This is a genomic window from Lysinibacillus sp. COL-1, from assembly GCF_059814265.1.
Genome location: NZ_JCAWSJ010000003.1, coordinates 659,402 through 679,884, shown reverse-complemented (window position 1 = coordinate 679,884; position 20,483 = coordinate 659,402). Strand labels below are relative to the sequence as shown.

The following is a 20,483-nucleotide window of genomic DNA, read 5'->3' as shown; positions in this document are numbered from 1 at the left end:
TGTTGCCTCCGATTGTTTAGTTAGTTTATTTATCGTTTAGTGCTACAATTCCTGGAAGTTCTTTACCTTCCATTAATTCTAGAGAAGCACCGCCACCTGTAGAAATATGATCCATCTTATCTGCTACTTCAAATTTTTCAACAGCAGCTGCTGAATCACCGCCACCGATTACTGTATAGCCTGCTGTTGTTGCCATTGCATCAGCAACTGTTTTTGTGCCGTTAGCAAATTTATCCATTTCAAAGACGCCCATTGGTCCATTCCAAATGATTAATTTAGAGTTTTTAATAACTTCCGCATAGTTTGCAGCTGTTTTTGGTCCAATATCTAGACCCATCCAATCAGCTGGAATAGCATCCACATCAACGATTTGTGTTTCAGCATCTTGTGAAAATTCATTTGCCACAACAGCATCGACTGGCATATGTAATTGCACGCCTTTTGCTTTTGCCTTTTCAATAAAGGACTTTGCTAGCTCAATTTTATCTTCTTCTAACAATGATTTACCGATATCGTAGCCCTGCGCCTTAATGAATGTAAAGGATAAACCACCACCGATAATTAAGTGATCTACTTTCTCTAATAGGCTTTCAATAACACCAATTTTATCTTTTACTTTGGCACCACCAATAATCGCTGTAAAGGGATGCTCTGGGTTCGACAATGCTTTACCGAGTACATCTAATTCCTTTTGCATAAGGAAACCAGATACAGCTGGAATATGCTTAGCAATTCCTTCTGTAGAAGCATGTGCACGATGAGCTGCGCCGAAAGCATCATTGACATAGATATCAGCTAGCTGTGCAAATTGCTGTGCTAATGTTGGATCATTTTTCTCTTCACCTGCATGGAAACGCACATTTTCCAGAAGAAGAAGATCCCCATCATGCATGCTAGCAACAGCCTCTTCCACCACTTGACCAATAGATTCATCCAGCTTCGTAACAGGCTTGCCCATTAATTGTGCTAAGCGAACACCAACTGCTGTTAAACGCATATCTTCTTTTACTTCACCCTTTGGACGACCTAAGTGAGAGGCTAAAATAACTTTCGCACCTTGCTCTACTAAATACTCAATTGTAGGAATAGCTGCACGAATTCGCGTTTCGTCTGTAATGGCACCATCTGCCATTGGAACATTAAAATCTACACGTACAAATACGCGTTTACCCTTTACATCAATATCTTTCATCGTCTTCTTATTTAACATGAAGAAACTCCCTTCAAAGCTGTTTTAGTCTTACATTCTTGTGTTTTACCCATCTTGGCGCGACACCATGCTTGCTAAATTGAAAAGGCACTTTGGTACTTTTTTGGCACATCAGCTAAAAGAATTTCAATCTCCAACTTTTGATAATGCACCCTAATACTTGTTTTTATAGTAGCAAAAGTTAAGTGTTATGTCTTGCAATTGCTTGTCCTGTATAAAAAGAGAGCAAGGGTAAAATCCCTTACTCTCTTTACCCTTGTATATTATATCTATTCGATATTATAAAGGCTATACTTTTTGTGCATAAAAAGCAGTAATATGCCACACTTTTTACTCAAAATGTCGAAATATGATACTTATTTATGGTTTAATCCTTGTTCAGCAATGTATAAAGCTAAATCCATTAAACGAGTAGAGTAACCAATTTCGTTATCATACCAAGCTAAAACTTTCACCATTTTGTTTTCTAATACCATTGTTGAAAGGCCATCAACAGTAGAAGAATGATGGTTACCGTTATAATCAATCGATACTAATGGTAGCTCATTGTAATCTAAAATGCCTTTTAATTCATTTTCAGAAGCTTCTTTTAATACAGCATTAATTGTTTCTTTTGTTACGTCTGCTTTTAGCTCTACTACTAAGTCAACACATGATACGTTAGGTGTTGGCACACGCATAGAGAAGCCATCTAGCTTACCTTTTAATTGTGGTAATACTTTTGATACAGCTACTGCTGCACCAGTTGTTGTTGGAATCATAGATACCGCACCTGCACGAGCACGACGTGGGTCAGAGTGTGGGAAATCTAAAATTCGTTGGTCATTTGTGTAAGAGTGAATTGTTGTCATCATACCGCGTTCAATGCCAAATTTTTCATCAAGCACTTTAGCTACTGGTGCTAGACAGTTTGTTGTACAAGAAGCATTTGAGATTACGTCATCAGTTGCTGGGTTATAATCCTCGTGGTTTACACCCATAACAAATGTTGGCATTGCCCCTTTTGCTGGTGCAGATAGAATAGCTTTCTTCGCACCTGCTTCAATATGCTTGCCTACTTCTTCCATTGAACGGAAATGTCCAGTACATTCAAGAACTACGTCTACACCTAACTCACCCCATGGTAATTGTGCAGGGTCTTTTTCAGCATAAACTTTTACGCGTTGACCATTTACTACGAAAGAATCTTCATCTGCATTGACTTCAGCATCATAGATACCGTGGACTGAATCATATTTCAATAAGTGTGCAAGCTGACCAGCATCTGTTAAGTCGTTTACAGCTACTACTTCAAATTCATCATGCTTCATTGCCTCACGAAATACTAAACGTCCAATACGTCCAAATCCATTAATCGCTAATTTTAATGCCATTGTTAATTCCTCCAATAATGTGTAATGTCTGTTTCTAATGAATAGAAACTTTAAATTTGCTTTATGCTCATTCAAAAAGTGTTTCACCACTTTCTGAGATCGAGTGACAAGTTTGGTACTAGCCCATCATTTTAGATGGTTGTTTTCTATAGAAGATAAATTCGCCGCAATGGCTTTTGCAGCTGCTTCATCTGTTATAAATATTGTTTGTTTGGGTGCTACTTTAAAATAAGAAAGCATAGCATTGACCTTTTGTTTCCCCGCTGCCACTGCAATAACTTGCTGACTATTTTGTACTTGCTCCAGTTGAATACCAATCGTGCGTATACGATGGACAATTTCACCTTCTGCATTAAAATAATAGCCAAAAGCTTCACTTACAGCACCCTTCTCCTCAAGAATTCGTAAATCCTCAGGAGATGAATTACGACGAATCGCCATTTCCTCTGCGGAGCCAATTCCATGAATGACACAATCTGCTTGATCATAAAATGCCATCATTTCTGTGACCATAGGCTCTGTTAACATGGCTTGATAAGCTTGCTCACTTAAATGCTCTGGTAAAAATAAAGTACGGTACTGTGTCTCCATCTGCATGGCAAATGTTGCAACAAGTGTATTGGCTTGCATTTGCATTTCATGTCCAATACCTCCACGTGCAGCAACAAATGTAATATCCTTTTGTACATCGCCAGGATGTAAAAATTGTGCAAGAGACGCAACGGATTTTCCACCTGTGACAGCTACTACCTGCCCATCAAAGGCTGAAGACATAAATTGTAGTGCCGCTTCTTTGCCAAGTAAGGTTAAAATCGTATCGTCTTCATTGTAATCACCAGGAACTACAACTACACGCTCAATACCAAAATGCTGTTCCAGCTTTTTCGCAAGCTGAGTTAAGCCAGACCATTCGTAAACGATAGCCCTTAGTTTTTCAATAACTATTTCACCATCATCTGTACATACCATACCCGACTTTTGTGAATCTAATAACCCTTGCTCGCGTAAAATATCAGTTTCTTTACGAATTTCTCTTTCTGTCATTTTCAGTGAATCGGCAAGTGTACGTCGTCCGATTGGCTGCATGAGCTGAACAGCTTGTAAAATTCGATATCTTGATTGCAGAAGCGGATACAATTCAGGAAGTAGCCTTTGTTGTGCCTCTGGAACAGTGAACATATTTATCTACTCCCTTATTAATAGGTGTGGGTTATTTTTTATCCCGCAATATAATTTTGTGTCCCACTTATGGTTTTATTATAATATGCATTGTTTTAAAGCGCAAGTAAATGTATAGTTTTGGCTAAAAAAAAAGCCTCATAGCTTTGAAAACAGCTACGAGACTTTGTTGCGTTTATTTTGTGAAAGATAAAATTGCGTTCTTCTTAAATCCTTCTAAAGCTTTTGTTGCTTCACTTTTATTTGTAAATTCAAAAATACGAACATCCTTTTTCTCAAATACTGTAATAACCCACATTGTAAAATCTCCCTTCACATCATTTATTTTTGTAATATAACAATCACGAAACTCTGTGATACATCTGATAATCTGTTTTATAACAACTTCTTACTTGATACCTATTCTACTCCGTTTTTTATGAAAAGGAAGTCAAATGTGAAGGTCTTCACAAACTGTTCAAATTCAAAACGCTTTCATTGAACAATTTGTGAATTGTGTGGAATACAGCTAACAATAGTGTCATTTATACCGTTATTAATTCTTTATTAGTCTGGTGCATCAACTACTTAATTGCTCCAGCAATGTAGCATAATCTAGATTGCCATACTGAATCACAGCACCATCCTTTTCGACTACCGGAATCATTAGCATATATTTTTCATGTATGTCATCATCCTGTTCGATATCAACGATATCAATATCGAATGGTAGATCCTCCTGTACAAGCTTTAATGTCTGCAAGCCTTCCACACATAATGGGCAATTTGCTCGACTAAAAAATTTAACAATCATCGATAGCACCTCCTCATCTTATTATAAACGAAAGTGTGATGAAGGAATGTTTTCTATTCTTTGATAACTTTTGATTGAACTGTCTTAGCTTCCCTTTTCGCATCCATATAATGGACTATTGTAATAAAAAAGGCATTGACTGTGCGGAAGCCGCACATCAATGCCTTTCGGTTATAATTATTTTAAATGACTGTCGAAGAATTTCACCATGGCATTGTAGAATTCAATTCTGTTTTCTTCATTAGCGAAGCCATGTCCTTCGTTATCCTTTAGCATGTACTCAACATCCACACCTCTAGCACGTAAGGCTTCCACAATTTGATCGGATTCTGCCTTATTAACACGTGGATCATTTGCACCTTGAGCGACAAATAATGGTGTTTTGATTTTATCTGCGTGGAAAATAGGTGAAACAGCTGTTAATAAGTCTTTGTCCTTTTCTGGATGACCTACGCGTTCATAAAACAAGTTACGCATCGTTTCCCAGTATGGAGGAATGGTATTTAATAAAGTGAAAATATTAGATACTCCTACATAATCAACTGCTGCAGCATATAAATCAGGTGTATACGTAATACCAGCTAATGTTGCATAACCACCAAAGGATGCACCATAAATGCCGATACGCTCAGGGTCTGCAATACCTTGATCAATCGCCCATTGCACACCATCTGTAATATCGTCCTGAATTTTAAGTCCCCATTGCTTATTACCAGCTTGAAGGAATTCCTTCCCATAGCCAGTTGACGAACGGAAATTCACTTGCAGTACGGCATAGCCTCGATTAGCTAATAATTGTACTTCTGGATTGAAGCCCCACATATCGCGTGCCCAAGGTCCTCCATGTGGATTGACGATAAGAGGAAGATCTTTAGCTTCTTGATTTTTCGGTAAAGTTAAATAGCCGTTAATTGTCAAACCGTCTCGACTCTTATAAGAAATTGGATGCATTTCAGCAAGTCCTTCTGGTTTTAACCAAGGGCTTAAAGTAGCCAACTCTGTTAAGTCACCTGTTATGGAATCATAGTAATAATATTTTCCATACACGGTATCACTTGAAACGCTCACAATAAATTTTGTCATCTCTTTATTGTAATCATTGATACCTAATTCACTTTCATGCACCCCAAGCTTATTTTGTATTTTACGGAACAGCTTTTCAAACTTTTTATCAAAGAATTGATAATGCAGCTTATCAGTAACATAAGCACCATATAATAATTTATCTTGTTCAGCGCTATATAAAACACCCGAAACATCTACTTCATCATTGGACATTATAACTTTTTCATTGCCTTCTAAATCATATTTTACAACTTCTACTTTATCTCTACCTTTGTTGGAAGTTGCATAAATTGTTTGATTGTCTTTAGAGAAAGCTAGTGGCACTACTTCATCCCCTGCTTCCACTTCAATAAACGGTTTAAATTCATCCTTTTCTGAATCTCGATAAAGGATTGTTCCTGCCACACCATCTGTTGCTACGGCAACACGTACATTTCCATTCCGATCTGCTAACCAGTTTGTAATATTACCTGGATTTTTAGCAACATGCTTTGTTTTACCTGTCTTAACATTCAGCTTGTACACATCAAAGACAGTGGCATCCTCTTTATTCATCATTATAAGAATTTCATCTTTAACACCTTGTAGGCCACTTAATATTCCTACTGTTACATTTGGATATGGCGTTAAATCTTTTTCCTTTGATCCATTAAATGTAGTAGAATAAATATGGAAGTTTTCATCTCCACCTTTATCCTTTAAATATAATAAACTATCTTCCTTCCAGAAAAATCCTGCAATATCACGATCTTTAGAGTTCGAGACGCGAACAGGCTCACTATCATCATTCATTTTTTTTACGAAAACATTGGATCTGTTCTTCCATGCAGAGGCAAATGTGATGTAATTACCATCAGGTGAAAGTTCATAGCCGAAATTCCCAGGATTCTTCATGAAATCTTCTACAGAAATTTCCTTTACACCTTTATTATTAGAACCATTTTTAATTTGTTTTGCATTGTTTAACATTTTAACTGCATCTTGTTTAGCAATAGCATCCGTGCTTACTGACACATTTTTAAATATACCAAGCTTATTGGCTTTCTCTAAATACTCAGCAAGCGATGCTTCTTTTTCTTCTTTATTTAAAGCTCTTACTAAAATACGAGCGGCTTCATCACGTTTAATCGATAAATTTAAATCCGCGAACTCCTCAGCCTTTACCCATGTATCAATAATTTGTTGCCGCATTGAATCTGATCCGTGTTGGAAAGTTAATGCTGTTACAGCTAAATTCAAAAATTCCTGCACTGAAATGCGCTGCTCCTGCGCTATTACAAAGCTATTTGTTTCATTGGCAGCACGTACTTCTTGCATGGTTGCAGGAATAGCTACAGATGTTGTTAAAATGATCGCTAATGATGCAGATAAAAATCTTTTTTTCAAAATGATTCCTCCCTATATCAGTTTACGTTATATCGAAAGTCGATATATTCAAATTATACCAATTTTTGTATTATTGTCAATGTTTGATATTTTTTATGATCATTACTTTTTCTTCACTCATAATGAAAGCGAACTAAACAATTAGTTCGCTAGGTATTACGATTAAAATTTTCTGCTCGCTCCTCCGCCTGCGGAAGATCCTCCACCGAATCCTCCAAAGCCGCCTCCGCCTGAACGCCCTCCACCAAAGCCACCTGGATAACCACCATAGCCTCCAGCACGAGGACCTCCACCACCTTTCGAAAAGAACGTATAAATAATAAGAACAACGAGAACGATCAATATAATTAACCAAGTTGGCATGTCTTCACCTTCGTCTGCTGCCGCTGGTAATTCACCATTCCAATTATACTCCTTGGCAACAGTGCGAAATATTTCAGCATATGTCGATTGGAAGGCTTGATCTATGTCACCCGTACTTGCAGAAGGATAAAATGCCTCATCTAAAATACGTCCTAATTTTCCATCTGGTAATGGCCCCTCTAATCCTTGACCAACAGCTATTACTACGTCATTATTCCCTTCACCCTGTCCAAATGTAGCTAAAATTAAAACACCGTTATTTTTCTGTTCGTCACCTATTCCCCAAGAACGAATCATTTTTGTAGCATACATCTTTGGCTCCTGTCCATCTAGACTATCAATGGTTACAATCATGATTTCAGCGCCTGTGCCTTGATCCAATTGCGCGGAGTAATGATTTAATTGTTCTTTGATACTTGCAGATAATACATTGGCAAAATCATGTATATACGTATTTTTCATCGGTGACGGCATAGTTGCCTTTGCCATGTTCGTAAATAAAAGAAACACCGAACAAACGATGATTATCTGTACAAGGCTACGCTTCATTAGTGTGTACCTGATTGACTAAAATCGATTGATGGTGCTTTGTCAGCTCCTGCTGCGGCTTTAAAGTATTCTTTTTGTTCAAAGCCAAACATTCCTGCCATCAAATTACCTGGGAAACGTTTAACTTGCTTATTAAATTGCTGAACTTCATTATTGTAATCCTCACGTGCTACCGCCAGGCGATTTTCAGTGCCTGCTAGCTCATCCATTAACTGACGAAAGTTTGTATCTGCCTTTAAGTTTGGATAATTTTCAACAACTACAAGTAAACGACTAAGTGCTCCAGTTAAAGCATCATTTGCAGCAGCTTGCTCCTCTGGAGTGTTTGCACTACCCATTTGTGCACGTGCTTGTGTAATACTTGCAATCACCTCTTGCTCATGGTTCGCATAGCCTTTCACTGATTCGACTAAATTTGGAATCAAATCATAACGACGTTGGAGCTGATTTTCCACTTGTGCCCATTTCGAATCTACATTTTCCTCTGCAGTCACCAGGCTATTATATTTAGGAATGAATAATAAGGCGAATAGAACAAGAATAAGAACAATTATCCCAATTGGTCCAAGCAACTTTTTCAATTTATAGAACCTCCTCGACCTACTTTTCCTTTCTTCAATAGTCTACATTTTTGTCTTTACATTTATACCGTATGAATTTCATTTGACTTGACATACTAATTACTGCATCAAAAAATCATTGAGGAGGCGTTTTTTTTGTCACAATCGTTTTACAATGAATCATCAAATCAAACCAATTTCAATCAACAACATAGTCTAAATCATGGTGGCCATGAAATGATGGACATGCATGAAACAATTGGCGAAATTATCGCAGGTATGAACCAAGCCATAATTTTACGCCCACATGTACAAGATCCCGAATTATTGAATATTTTGGATCGCCAGTATAATTTTACTTTAGGTATGTACAATACAATTGTAGAGTCCTTCAAAACAGGACATGATCCATCTGTTCCAACAGGACGTTACCAAATGGAGACAGGAAATGACTTTAAATATGGCGTAAATCCTGGTCAACCAAAAAAGCCAATGCAAAATGCCAATGAAATTAATGATGAAACTATTTCAGGGTTCTTACTTGGTGCTCAAAAAGGTTCAGCAAAATGTATGACAACGGCTGCTTTAGAGACAACAAACCCAGTTGTTCGTCGCGTTGTTGCTGATAGTATTCCTAACTGCATTGAAATGGGCTACGAATTATCCATCTATCAAAATAAACATGGCTATTATCAGGTACCTCAATACTCACAACAGGATATGCAAACGATGCTGAATGCATATGACACAACAACTAATCCCCTTCATTAACACGAAAGAGCAGTCTCTGGTGGTAAACACCAGAAACTGCTCTTTATTCATTAAGATTATAATACCTTCCCTAAAAACGCCTTTGTACGGTCACTTTGTGGATTGCCAAAGAGTTCCTCTGGAGAGCCTTCTTCTACAATATAGCCACCGTCCATAAAGACTACTCGATCCCCTACTTCACGAGCAAAGCCCATTTCGTGCGTAACAACAACCATGGTCATCCCTTCAGCTGCTAGATTTTTCATAACATCTAGCACCTCTTTGACCATTTCAGGATCAAGTGCTGAAGTGGGCTCATCAAATAAAATGGCTTTTGGCTTCATGGCTAAGGCACGTGCAATGGCTACACGCTGCTGTTGACCACCCGATAGCTGCTCAGGATAGTTATATGCCTTGCTGTCGAGTCCAACCTTTTTTAACAGCTCATGCCCTAATTCTTCAGCTTCTGGACGACTCATTTTACGAATTTGCATAGGGGCCATCGTGACATTATCGATAACTGTCATATGCGGGAATAGATTAAATTGTTGAAACACCATGCCAACTTCTGCCCGAATCTCGTTGATATTCGTTTTTGGCGCATTAATTTTCACATTTTCAATATAAATAGCACCATCTGTTACATCTTCTAGCATATTGATGCATCGTAAAAATGTACTTTTGCCTGAGCCAGATGGTCCAATCACACAAACAACTTGTTTCTCTTGGATTTCATAATCAATGCCTTTTAATACTTCAAGCTTTCCGAAATATTTGTGTAGGTTTTCAATTTTTATCATCTTGCTTCCCGCCCTTCTGCCTTAGCTTTACGAGGGACATAACTATTGCTAAATCGTTTCTCGATAAATGCCACGATCTTCGTTACACCATATGTTAAAACTAAATAGAGTAGTGCAGCAACGATGTACGGTTCCCAGAAGCGGAAGCTTGCACCTGCTACTACCTTACTTGCGTATAAAATATCTGGTGCTGCAATAACTGTTACTAATGAAGAATCTTTTAATAATGCGATAAATTCGTTCCCTAATGGTGGAATCATACGTCTAAATGCCTGTGGTAAAATGACCTTACGCATCGCTTGGTTATGTGTTAACCCTAAAGAACGAGCTGCCTCCATTTGCCCCTTTGCAATACTTTGAATACCTGCACGGAAAATTTCCGCATTGTAAGCAGCACAGTTTAATACGAGCGCTGTAATCCCTGACACCATATATCCTAAAGAATGACCAAAAATTGTTGGAATAACTGCTAAGTGAATTAATAAAATTTGCACAAGCATTGGTGTTCCACGGAATAAATCGATATATAATTTTGATGGCCAATAAATCCATTTTTTACTCGATAATTTTCCTAGGCCTAAAAATAGTCCTAATAGAATACCTCCAAAATAACCACTAAGTGTCAAAATAATTGTTACGCCAATACCCCGTATAAACATATCTCGGTAGTTCCAGACAATGTCCCAGCGTAAGTCAAAGATGTCCATCCGAAAACCCCATTTCCCCTTTAAAGTGAATGAGCCGCTAGCATACTAGGGGCGTCATCATTCATTTATTACTTGAAATCAGAACCTGTAATTTCTTTTAATTTACCGTTTTCTTTAATCTTTTTAAGACCTTCATTTAATTTATCTAATAGCTCTTTGTTTCCTTTTTGAACCATAAAGCCATAATATTCTTTTTCAAATGCATCATCTTCGATTACTTTTAGTTTTTGATCTGGATGCGCTTTAATGTATTCGTAAACTACCGCATTGTCTCCAATAGCTGCATCAACGTTACCGTTTAACATCTCTTGAATTGCGATTGGTTGACTTTCAAACGCCATAATATTTGTACTTGCTTCCCCTTGTAGCTTTTTCGCCGCCATATGACCTGTAGCATTAATTTGTACTGATACCTTTTTATCTTTTAGTTCAGCTAGAGATTTAATTTTTGAATCTTCTTTTACAACAATCAATAATTGAGACTCATAATAAGGCTCTGTAAAATCAAATGATTCTTTACGCTCTTCAGTAATTGTGATTCCTGAAGCACCAATATCTGTTTCACCGTTTTTAATTGTTTGGAAAACTGGCTCCCAACCAATGTTATTCCAGTCAACTTCAAAGTCCATTTCATCAGCAATAGCTTTTAAAACATCGACATCAATCCCCACAATTTTCCCTGAATCGTCAACAGATTCAAATGGTGCGAAAGTTGCCTCTGTACCAACTTTATATATTTTCTTACCATCTTCTGAAGATGAGCTTCCTGAAGATGCACCATCCTTTGTACCACATCCTGCAAGTGCTAATGTTAATGCTGCAACCATCATCAGTAGCATCCAACCTGTTTTCTTCATTGTATTTCCCCCTATTTCGATAATTTTCCGAAATGCGTATTATTTTTCACAATTCGGAAATGTTAGACTATTAGGTCAATTATATTAATATTATAGTATTTAGACAACAACTTTTCGCATAAAACTAAATATTTTTTCATATTAATTTATAATAAACTTATATAATTAGAAGAAACATGTATAAATAACAAGAAATCTAATCTAAAATTAATATATATACACTACAATCCACACCAAATTTCGATAAATTTAGGCAAAAAAAAAGAATCCCCTCAGATAGGATTCTTTTTTTCGACTATTTCTAGTCTTCACGTACAGTATGTCCACTAAAAAATAATTTGGAGTTATTGCTTTTTTGAAGGTTTGAAAGGAATAAATAGGGGAATAATGCCAACTAGGACAGTATTGCACCTATATCTCCCTCTCGATCTCCGCTAAGCAGGCTGCTAAACTACTTATTAGGAGATGAGCTATAACAAGTCTATCTATATTCAGTAAAATGGCGCCCTCGGAGGGAATCGAACCCCCAGTGCAAGAACCGGAATCTTACGTGTTATCCATTACACCACGAGGGCAAAGGCACAAAAAAAAAGTACTCACTCTAGGCTTACGAAAAGCATGATGTAGATAACCCTCATTTTTTGAAGCATACCTGCAAAATAGTGTACTGTACTTTAAACTTATAACCTCAATTATTATACAAGCCTATCACATATAATTCAACCATAGAATGCAAAAACATTTTATTTTTTTTATTTCACTTTAGCAGGGTTAATATTTGACCTTCCCTGACTATAATGTGTATGATAAGGATACAGCTGAAATAACAATGGAAATTTTCAGCAAAGGTATTCGAATTTAGTTTTTTAAGGAGGATTTAACATGAATTTAATTCCTACAGTTATTGAACAAACAAGTCGCGGTGAACGTGCATATGACATTTATTCACGTCTACTTAAAGACCGTATTATTCTTTTAGGAAGCGCTATTGATGACAATGTGGCTAACTCCATTGTTGCACAACTTCTTTTCCTACAAGCGGAAGATCCAGATAAAGATATCTCTCTTTACATTAATTCACCAGGTGGATCAATTACGGCTGGTATGGCTATTTATGACACAATGCAAATCATTAAACCACAAGTTCAAACAATTTGTATTGGTATGGCTGCATCAATGGGTGCTTTCTTACTAGCTGCTGGTGAGCCTGGTAAACGTTTTGCATTACCAAATGCAGAAGTAATGATTCACCAACCACTAGGTGGCGCACAAGGTCAAGCGACAGAAATTGAAATTGCTGCTAAACGTATTTTATTCTTACGTGAAAAATTAAATGGCATTTTATCTGAACGCACAGGCCAACCACTTGAAGTCATTGCTAGAGACACAGATCGTGATAATTTCATGACTGCTGAACGTGCTAAAGAATATGGTTTAATCGATCACATTATGCACCGTAGCGATAATAAATAAAAATGAGAAGGCATCACAGACTCGCTTTGTGATGCCTTTCGTGTTGTTGAGAAAAGGTGATGTCAACGGCAGAAACAGCCATTTTGAAAGGCGAGGGGTTGATTTCCGTTCCGCCAGCGTCCTTTCCAGGGGGCGCGCTTCACTCACTGCATTCGCTCCAGGGGCTCCTCTAGGACGCTAATCCCCTAGGAGTGACGCTGGCTCCACTCCCATCAACCATTCTGCAAAAGTGTCTTTTCCTGAACAAAATAGCCCTTTATTTATATTATTAGAAAGAGGATAGGCTCTTATTTTCAATGCGGAGAAGTGATGGATGACAACACTTCTCCATAAAGCGTAGTGAATACCTTCACTTTATTTGAAAACCTTTCTAAAAAGAAACATTTTTATGGATTGGGGTGGAAGGCTACTTGACTCCCGTGGGATAGCGAGACAGGCGAGCCTCTAAACGGAGCGGTAGCGGAGGAAGCTGCTCGGCGCTCGCCCACAGGAAAGCAAGTAGCCTGCAATGGAAATCCATTTTCACCTTTCACAAAAACGCTATGGATGGTTTTGTTTTTCAACACTATGAAGGCATCACAGATTTGCTCTGTGATGCCTTTTGTGTTCAATGAATGTTAGTCTTCATTTTCGATAATTGTAGCCAATGCTGTAACCGCTTGCTCCGCATCGCTGCCGTCACTACTTAAAGTAACTTCAGTGCCTTTAGCGACTGCTAAGCTCATGACACCCATAATGGATTTGGCATTTACTTTTTTCTCGTCTTTTTCCAGAAAGATATCCGCACTAAAACGATTTGCTTCCTGCACAAATAGTGCTGCTTGTCTAGCTTGTAGTCCTAATTTTAATTTGACCTGGACTCTTCTCTCAATCATACTCAAAACTCCCCTTCACTACCGTTCATCTATTAGTTTTATCTTACCTCACTTACTAGCAAAAGAACAATAAGCGATTACGCATGACATTCATACCTGAAAAGTATGAAAACTTAACCACCTATTTTTTCACCACGTCTTAATGCATCAGCAATCTCATCAATTTTTCTCAATCGATGGTTAACACCTGATTTACTAACCGTTCCACTTGATACCATTTCACCAAGCTCTTTTAATGTCACATCCTGATATTCTACCCGTAGACGTGCTATTTCACGTAGCTTTTCTGGTAGCTGATCCAGACCAATTGAATTTTCAATAAATCGAATATTCTCTACCTGTCGTAATGCTGCACCAATAGTTTTGTTTAAGTTGGCTGTTTCACAGTTCACAATACGGTTGACGCTATTTCGCATATCTCGCAATATGCGCACATCCTCAAACTTCATCATGGCCTGATGTGCGCCAACAATATTAAGGAAATCTGAAATTTTCTCTGCTTCCTTTAAATAGGTGACAAAACCTTTTTTTCGTTCAATTGTTTTGGCATTAAGTTCAAATTCATTCATCAAATCCATCAATGCCTCACCATGCTCTTTATACAAAGAATAAATCTCTAAATGGTAGGCTGATGTTTCTGGATTGTTGACAGAACCTCCTGCTAAAAATGCTCCTCTTAAATAAGCTCTTTTTTGACCACTCTTTTTGATGAGCTTTCTTGAGATTGTATGGTTAAATTGAAAGTCGTCTGAGATGATTTCTAAATCAATTAGCAGCTCGCGCGCACCTTCTCTTACACGGCAAATATACACGTTATTTTTTTTTAGTCGCATCTTCTTACGAACAAGCAATTCTACATTGTACGGATACAATTTTTTCATAATCGTATATAGTCTTCTAGCAATTGCAGCGTTTTCAGTTTGCACGTCTAAACTTAGTTGTTTATTTGCAAAGGATAATGAACCATTCATACGAATTAGGGCAGAAACTTCTGCTTTCATACAATGATTGTCCGCTTCTATTTGCGTTAATTCCTTTTTTGTTTCAGAAGCAAAAGACATATCATGCCCCCCTTTCAATCATGATTTCTATGTATATGTTCATCTTACCATATACAATCAATCCATTATGTTTCTATAATGGGTCTTCTTACTTTTTGCTGGTAAATATCAGCATAATCTACCAGCCATTCTGCAACATTGATAGCATTATGTCGAACAGTCCCATCTGACCGAATTGTAGCAATATCACGTTGTATAACCTCTAAGCCCATACTTTCAAGCTTTGCCACATCAAATGTCACTGGCTCTGCTCTTTCTTCTTTATATAGTTCTTTTACAGGATTAGGGAGTTCTTCGTCGTTTACTAAAATAGAATCAATAAAATCGCCGCCAACATGCTTATGTATGGCTGTTACATGATCACCTGCTGTATAAGAAATCGTTTCACCTTTTTGCGTCATTAAATTACAAACATATATTTTTCTACCTTTCGCTTTCACAACAGCTTCCCCTATCTCCTTCACAAGCAGATTTGGAATAATACTTGTATATAAGCTTCCTGGACCTATTAAAATATAGTCTGCACGCTGAATCGCACGAATGGCTTCTGGTAACGGTTGCACATTTTCGGGTACTAAAAAAACACGATCAATGCGCTTTGATGCTGTTGGAATTTTTGATTCTCCTTCAATAATTGAACCATCCTCTAGCACAGCATGTAAGTTTATTTTTTTATTTGCAGCTGGTATGACACGACCATGAACTTTTAAAACCTTGCCCATTTCACTTATAGCATGATTAAAATCTCCAGTAATATCAGTAAGTGCCGTAAGCATTAAATTTCCTAAGGAGTGACCTTTTAAATCCTCTGATGCTGAAAAGCGATATTGAAACATTTGCTTTACAAGTGGTTCAATATCTGATAATGCCGCAATCACATTACGTACATCACCAGGTGGCGGAATATCGTAGTCATCACGTAAACGGCCTGAAGAACCCCCATCATCTGCCACTGTCACAATGGCAGTAATATCAAATGGGTGATGCTTCAGCCCGCGTAGTAATGTGGAAAGCCCTGTACCACCACCTATTACGACAAGCCTTGTTTGCTTTTTCCCCATTCACTCATTCCTTTCTACGATTAATATCACGATGCGTAATAACCGTATTTTCCTTGCCTGCTAAATATGCCCCAAAAAATTCTGCTAATGTCACTGAGCGATGCTGACCGCCAGTACAACCAAAAGCAATGACAAGCTGTGACTTACCTTCTTGTCGATAAAGAGGAATCATAAAATCTAATAAATCCGTTAGTTTTTTTATGAGTATTTGCGTATCTTCCAAAGCTAAAACATAAGAGGATACCTCTGTTTGTAATCCTGTTTTGGGACGTAGCTCCTCTACATAATAAGGGTTTTTAAGAAAACGAACATCAAACACTAAGTCTGCATCAATAGGCATCCCATGTTTAAAGCCAAAGGACATAATGTTCACAGTAAAAATAGTATCTGCCTCACTAGCGAATTCATTGACAATTCTTTCACGTAATTGCTTCGGTTTCATGTTCGATGTGTTATACACAAAATTAGCACGGCCCTTTACTTCAGATAAAAGTGCCCGTTCCTGTTTAATGCCATCTAAAGGTAAACCATTGACTGCTAGTGGATGGGCACGTCTTGTTTCTTTATAGCGTCTAACTAATGTGGCATCGTCTGCATCTAAAAATAACATACGAGTATCAATATCGCCTTCTTTTAGTATATGGTCTAACGCGCCAATAAGAGCATCAAAAAAGTCGCCACCACGCATATCCATTACGGCTGCAATACGCGTACTATTTTTACCAGAATCTCTTAGCAGAGTTAAAAAAGTTGTAAGTAACGCTGGTGGTAAATTATCAATACAGTAATACCCTAAATCCTCAAAGCTTTGAATAGCTACGGTCTTCCCAGCCCCAGACATTCCTGTAATAATAACCAATTCGTGTGTACATTGTTGGCCTTCAACCACCACTGTCATGCAACTCCTTTATTGTTCTTTTGATATTTGTATTTTTTGATGAAGTAATTCAAAATTCGTTGTATAGTCAAACGTGCCATATTGAATGCCTGATTGCGAAACCGCAAATTGTAAATTAGTTCGATCTCCTTCAGCCATTGGCAAATGTGCTAAATCCTCTACTGGGTGCCATGCAAGCTTGCCTTCTCTCGTTTCTTCGAATGGTATACCTTCTACATCCTTAGCAACAAATGTATAGAGCATCCACTCATCCACTACATCATTATTTTCTTTAATAATCATCGTATAAACACCCTTTAAATGAACATTTAAAGGTGTGACATTTGTTTCTTCTTGAAACTCACGTACAGCAGCCTCAAAGATGGATTCACCGCTCTCCATTTTCCCTCCTGGAGCAACGTACCAGCCTCGTCTTGGTTTCTGAAGTAATAATACTTTACCGTCTTTTACGGCAATTAAATTTGCAATTCTTTGCATAGGCACACCTCTAATCACTTTTGCATTCTACTCCCCATTATAGCAAGACCTTGCAAGATTTGTCCTCATTTACAACTCTCTAGTAAAGACAATTAACAATTTAGGTTTATTCATGTGTAATGCTTTTATGTTAGGCGAAAAATACGTTTATTTTTTTAATTTGTACAAATAAAAAAGTAGGTTGCTCCCACCTAATTGAGGCGGAAACAACCTACTAAACAAAATAAAAGGGGGATTGCTAATTACATTTTTTATCATACACCTTTTATATGTCATTCAAGTTACAGCAATATTAAAACCACATTAAAATTGTATTTTTTTCCTTTAAATAGCCATGTTAGGCATTAATTTTCTCTAATAGCTCTTCCACATAATGTTGTACAGCTTGTGCGGCAATACTACCGTCACCTGTCGCTGTCACAATTTGGCGAAGTGTTTTTTCACGAACATCTCCAGCTGCAAAGATACCTGGGATTTTAGTTTCCATATTGGCATTTGTCAAAATATAGCCAGCGTCATTTAAAATGCCTAATGATTCAAATGGTTTAGTTAAAGGCAACATACCAATATAGATAAAGACACCATCTGCTGCAAATTCAGATTCTGTACCATCAACAGTTGATTGTAATGTGACACTACCAACTTTACCATTAGCTTCATTAATTTCTTTTACAGTTGCATTCCAAATGAAATCAATTTTGTCATTGGCAAAGGCACGATCTTGTAGAATTTTTTGGGCACGTAATTTGTCACGACGGTGGACAATCGTTACTTTATCAGCAAAGCGAGTTAAATAAACGCCCTCTTCAACAGCTGAATCGCCACCGCCTACAACTACTAGATTTTTTTGTTTAAAGAATGCCCCATCACATACTGCACAGTAGCTGACACCACGACCGCCTAGCTCTTTTTCACCTGGCACACCCATTTTTTTATACTCCGCACCTGTTGTAATAATAATGGCACGTGTTTTATATTCTTTTGCACCAGATTTAATTGTTTTATATTCTTCACCATCAATGATTTCGGATACATCACCATAGGCATATTCTGCACCAAATTTTTTAGCGTGCTCAAACATTTTTGTAGATAGCTCAGGCCCTAAAATGGTATCAAAACCTGGGTAATTTTCTACTTCCTCTGTGTTTGCCATTTGCCCACCAGGAATCCCACGTTCAATCATTAATGTTGATAAATTTGCACGAGATGTATAAACAGCAGCAGTCATCCCAGCAGGACCTGCACCAATTATTACTACATCATAAATTTTTTCTTCTGACATCAATACTTCCCCCTAAACAGAATACTTTTTATCTTCATTCAACCAATAAGTGTAACGTCACCTACAGAAGAAGATAAAGCCCTTGACGGATAGGATAATGTCGCCAAGGAACATTGGTGATAACGTTAGTATGTTCATCGTATGTGAAAGTATAAAGTTATTCAACTATGTTGCTCACACGTTAATTATGACTATTAGGTAAAAACGTTAGAATTTCATCAATATACTTCGATAATGTTGATACAGATACTCCATATTGTTGGGCAATTTCCTTTTTTGTCACTTTGAGCATCTGTGAAGATCTAAATAAATAATCATTGGCTCCTGCAATTGCTGTTGGGTTTGTAAAACGATAGTTTTGTATTAGTGCTTGTTCACATAGTACAAACCACATTTGAAACATTGGTACAATGAGTGATGAGAGCTTCCCATACTGTTCTAATAAAATTTCTGGTACGTTGACAGCACGTAAAAAGCTCGCTTCTACTTTGTTCTTCTTATCAAATTCGTGGCCGAGTGAATAAGCTAAAAACAATTTCTCAAATGTGTCTAATTGTTCAACATTAACCAATTTCGGATGAGCGATAATTTCTTGCTTATGTGCAGTACCCTTCAGTAAAAACAAACCAAAAATGCGCTCACTCGTATAAGTGCTTTCTAATTTTTCAACAATAAAATCACGGTCATGCTCCAATGCATCAAGTGCAAATTCATTTTCTTGTTGGCGCCATGGCTCAAAGCCCTCTTTGTCAGGGTCTAGCTCTAGTAGCTGATCCCATGCACTTTTCGATACTTCCTCATGACCTGAGAAATAGGCCGCATGTGACAACCAAAAGTAAAAACCAGCATCTCCAACATAGCCTCTCTTTTGCATACTGCGCAACCATTTATAGGCTAATTCATACTGTCCTATTAAGGCTAATGTAGCCCCTAATTTATAACGGTGCTCCCATGTGTATGGCTGAATTTTGACAAGTATATTTAGTAGTTCTTGTAAATCCTCTTCATTTTTTTCATAATAAGCAATCACCGTTAAATTACATAGTGCATGTAAGTTCCCCTTATTTTCACGTAGCACGGTATGTAAGAGAGCCTTCGCCTGCTCTTCTTCTCCTACATAAAAATAAGCAAGTGCTAAATTATTATAGGCTGACCAAAAGGCTGGTCGATCTTCAATTAAATCTTCTAAAATAGTAATAGCTTCTGGAAAATCCCCTTTTTCCATACAACGACGAGCTTGCTCCTGACGATACAAATCCTCACCAGATTCTTCAGGGTCTTCCAAATCATCCTGCTCAAAAGCGACAAATTCTAGTATTTCTGCTGCTTCATCTGCATAAGCACCCTCTGGTTCTAGCCGCAAATATTCTTCTGCAAAACGTTTCGCATCATGCATGATGCCCACACATCCTGATACTTCTGCCATATAGAAAATGATTTCTGGATTATCTGGATCAATTTGATAGGCATGACGAAGCAGATCATACGCTTCCTCAAAACGTTGACCTTCTAACTCTACGATGGCTAGCTGCAAGATAATCATAGGATCATCAGGGCTTAAATCTACCGCACGCTGTAAATATTTATAAGCTTTATTCATTTGTCCACTATTCATTGCTTGAATTGATTTTTTATAATAATAGTCGCCTGTTGGAATGAACGACACTATATTCGATTGAGTCTCATTTTGACGTTTCTTTTCCAATATATTTCCTCCGAAACAAGAAATAAGGAACGCATTTTACGTTCCTTTACACAGTAATT

Annotated in this window: 20 protein-coding genes and 1 tRNA gene; 2 read left to right on the top strand and 19 right to left on the bottom strand. The window is 37.5% G+C overall.

The genetic code is table 11. The features are described from left to right. Positions 1–25: 25 nt before the first annotated feature. From AC6BKE_RS07740 to AC6BKE_RS07705, 8 genes are all read right to left on the bottom strand, one after another. Positions 26–1,210 carry a phosphoglycerate kinase gene (locus AC6BKE_RS07740; RefSeq protein ID WP_036124045.1) on the bottom strand — a complete coding sequence of 395 codons (1,185 nt, stop codon included), beginning with the start codon at positions 1,208–1,210 and terminating at the stop codon, positions 26–28. Between the two features lie 356 nt (positions 1,211–1,566). After that, on the bottom strand, positions 1,567–2,583 hold the full coding sequence (gap, locus tag AC6BKE_RS07735) for a type I glyceraldehyde-3-phosphate dehydrogenase (RefSeq protein ID WP_340809430.1): 1,017 nt from the start codon (positions 2,581–2,583) through the stop codon (positions 1,567–1,569). A 126-nt stretch (positions 2,584–2,709) separates the two neighbouring features. After that, entirely contained in the window at positions 2,710–3,762 is a 1,053-nt protein-coding gene (locus tag AC6BKE_RS07730; RefSeq protein WP_141904933.1) for a sugar-binding domain-containing protein, read from the bottom strand. Positions 3,763–3,937: 175 nt separating this feature from the next. Next, complete coding sequence (locus AC6BKE_RS07725) at positions 3,938–4,060, bottom strand: hypothetical protein (RefSeq protein ID WP_255358808.1); 123 nt, start codon at positions 4,058–4,060, stop codon at positions 3,938–3,940. Positions 4,061–4,321: 261 nt separating this feature from the next. Next, complete coding sequence (locus tag AC6BKE_RS07720) at positions 4,322–4,555, bottom strand: glutaredoxin family protein (protein WP_036125682.1); 234 nt, start codon at positions 4,553–4,555, stop codon at positions 4,322–4,324. A gap of 177 nt (positions 4,556–4,732) precedes the next feature. After that, on the bottom strand, positions 4,733–7,006 hold the full coding sequence (locus tag AC6BKE_RS07715) for a S9 family peptidase (RefSeq protein ID WP_499856355.1): 2,274 nt from the start codon (positions 7,004–7,006) through the stop codon (positions 4,733–4,735). Between the two features lie 162 nt (positions 7,007–7,168). Continuing rightward, positions 7,169–7,918: a TPM domain-containing protein gene (locus tag AC6BKE_RS07710; RefSeq protein ID WP_340835164.1), complete on the bottom strand. Its 750-nt coding sequence runs from the start codon at positions 7,916–7,918 to the stop codon at positions 7,169–7,171. Beyond that, a complete protein-coding gene (locus tag AC6BKE_RS07705) occupies positions 7,918–8,499 on the bottom strand; it encodes a LemA family protein (protein WP_036125688.1) in 582 nt (193 codons plus the stop codon). The genes AC6BKE_RS07710 and AC6BKE_RS07705 overlap by 1 nt, the downstream gene beginning before the upstream one ends. 135 nt (positions 8,500–8,634) lie before the next feature. On the opposite strand from AC6BKE_RS07705, the gene AC6BKE_RS07700 reads away from it, so the two are divergent. Beyond that, positions 8,635–9,249, top strand: a complete 615-nt coding sequence (locus AC6BKE_RS07700; RefSeq protein WP_036125689.1) for a spore coat protein — start codon at positions 8,635–8,637, stop codon at positions 9,247–9,249. Between the two features lie 56 nt (positions 9,250–9,305). Here the strand turns inward: AC6BKE_RS07700 and AC6BKE_RS07695 are convergent, their stop codons facing one another. From AC6BKE_RS07695 to AC6BKE_RS07680, 4 genes are all read right to left on the bottom strand, one after another. Then, complete coding sequence (locus tag AC6BKE_RS07695; RefSeq protein ID WP_036125693.1) at positions 9,306–10,028, bottom strand: amino acid ABC transporter ATP-binding protein; 723 nt, start codon at positions 10,026–10,028, stop codon at positions 9,306–9,308. Then, on the bottom strand, positions 10,025–10,735 hold the full coding sequence (locus tag AC6BKE_RS07690; RefSeq protein WP_036125696.1) for an amino acid ABC transporter permease: 711 nt from the start codon (positions 10,733–10,735) through the stop codon (positions 10,025–10,027). The genes AC6BKE_RS07695 and AC6BKE_RS07690 overlap by 4 nt, the downstream gene beginning before the upstream one ends. A 68-nt stretch (positions 10,736–10,803) precedes the next feature. Further along, positions 10,804–11,592: a basic amino acid ABC transporter substrate-binding protein gene (locus AC6BKE_RS07685; RefSeq protein ID WP_036125699.1), complete on the bottom strand. Its 789-nt coding sequence runs from the start codon at positions 11,590–11,592 to the stop codon at positions 10,804–10,806. Between the two features lie 500 nt (positions 11,593–12,092). Further along, positions 12,093–12,167: transfer RNA gene (locus AC6BKE_RS07680), tRNA-Arg, on the bottom strand. Positions 12,168–12,474: 307 nt separating this feature from the next. On the opposite strand from AC6BKE_RS07680, the gene clpP reads away from it, so the two are divergent. Next, entirely contained in the window at positions 12,475–13,065 is a 591-nt protein-coding gene (gene clpP / locus AC6BKE_RS07675) for an ATP-dependent Clp endopeptidase proteolytic subunit ClpP (RefSeq protein WP_004228025.1), read from the top strand. A 617-nt stretch (positions 13,066–13,682) separates the two neighbouring features. Here clpP and AC6BKE_RS07670 read toward each other — a convergent pair. The 7 genes from AC6BKE_RS07670 to AC6BKE_RS07640 form a co-directional block, all read right to left on the bottom strand. After that, positions 13,683–13,940, bottom strand: a complete 258-nt coding sequence (locus AC6BKE_RS07670) for an HPr family phosphocarrier protein (RefSeq protein ID WP_036126715.1) — start codon at positions 13,938–13,940, stop codon at positions 13,683–13,685. 113 nt (positions 13,941–14,053) lie between these two features. After that, on the bottom strand, positions 14,054–15,001 hold the full coding sequence (gene whiA / locus AC6BKE_RS07665; protein WP_036126718.1) for a DNA-binding protein WhiA: 948 nt from the start codon (positions 14,999–15,001) through the stop codon (positions 14,054–14,056). A 65-nt stretch (positions 15,002–15,066) separates the two neighbouring features. Beyond that, positions 15,067–16,062 (bottom strand): gluconeogenesis morphogenetic factor MgfK, encoded by a 996-nt coding sequence (gene mgfK / locus AC6BKE_RS07660; RefSeq protein ID WP_499856352.1) that lies wholly within the window; start codon positions 16,060–16,062, stop codon positions 15,067–15,069. Positions 16,063–16,066: 4 nt separating this feature from the next. Next, positions 16,067–16,960, bottom strand: a complete 894-nt coding sequence (gene rapZ / locus AC6BKE_RS07655; RefSeq protein ID WP_058844366.1) for an RNase adapter RapZ — start codon at positions 16,958–16,960, stop codon at positions 16,067–16,069. Positions 16,961–16,969: 9 nt separating this feature from the next. After that, positions 16,970–17,437: an NUDIX hydrolase gene (locus tag AC6BKE_RS07650; protein ID WP_036126724.1), complete on the bottom strand. Its 468-nt coding sequence runs from the start codon at positions 17,435–17,437 to the stop codon at positions 16,970–16,972. Between the two features lie 337 nt (positions 17,438–17,774). Then, the gene (trxB, locus tag AC6BKE_RS07645) at positions 17,775–18,719 is read right to left on the bottom strand and encodes a thioredoxin-disulfide reductase (RefSeq protein ID WP_036126726.1); all 945 of its coding nucleotides are present in this window, start codon (positions 18,717–18,719) and stop codon (positions 17,775–17,777) included. Between the two features lie 181 nt (positions 18,720–18,900). Further along, a complete protein-coding gene (locus AC6BKE_RS07640) occupies positions 18,901–20,424 on the bottom strand; it encodes a tetratricopeptide repeat protein (protein ID WP_036126728.1) in 1,524 nt (507 codons plus the stop codon). Positions 20,425–20,483: the final 59 nt, after the last annotated feature.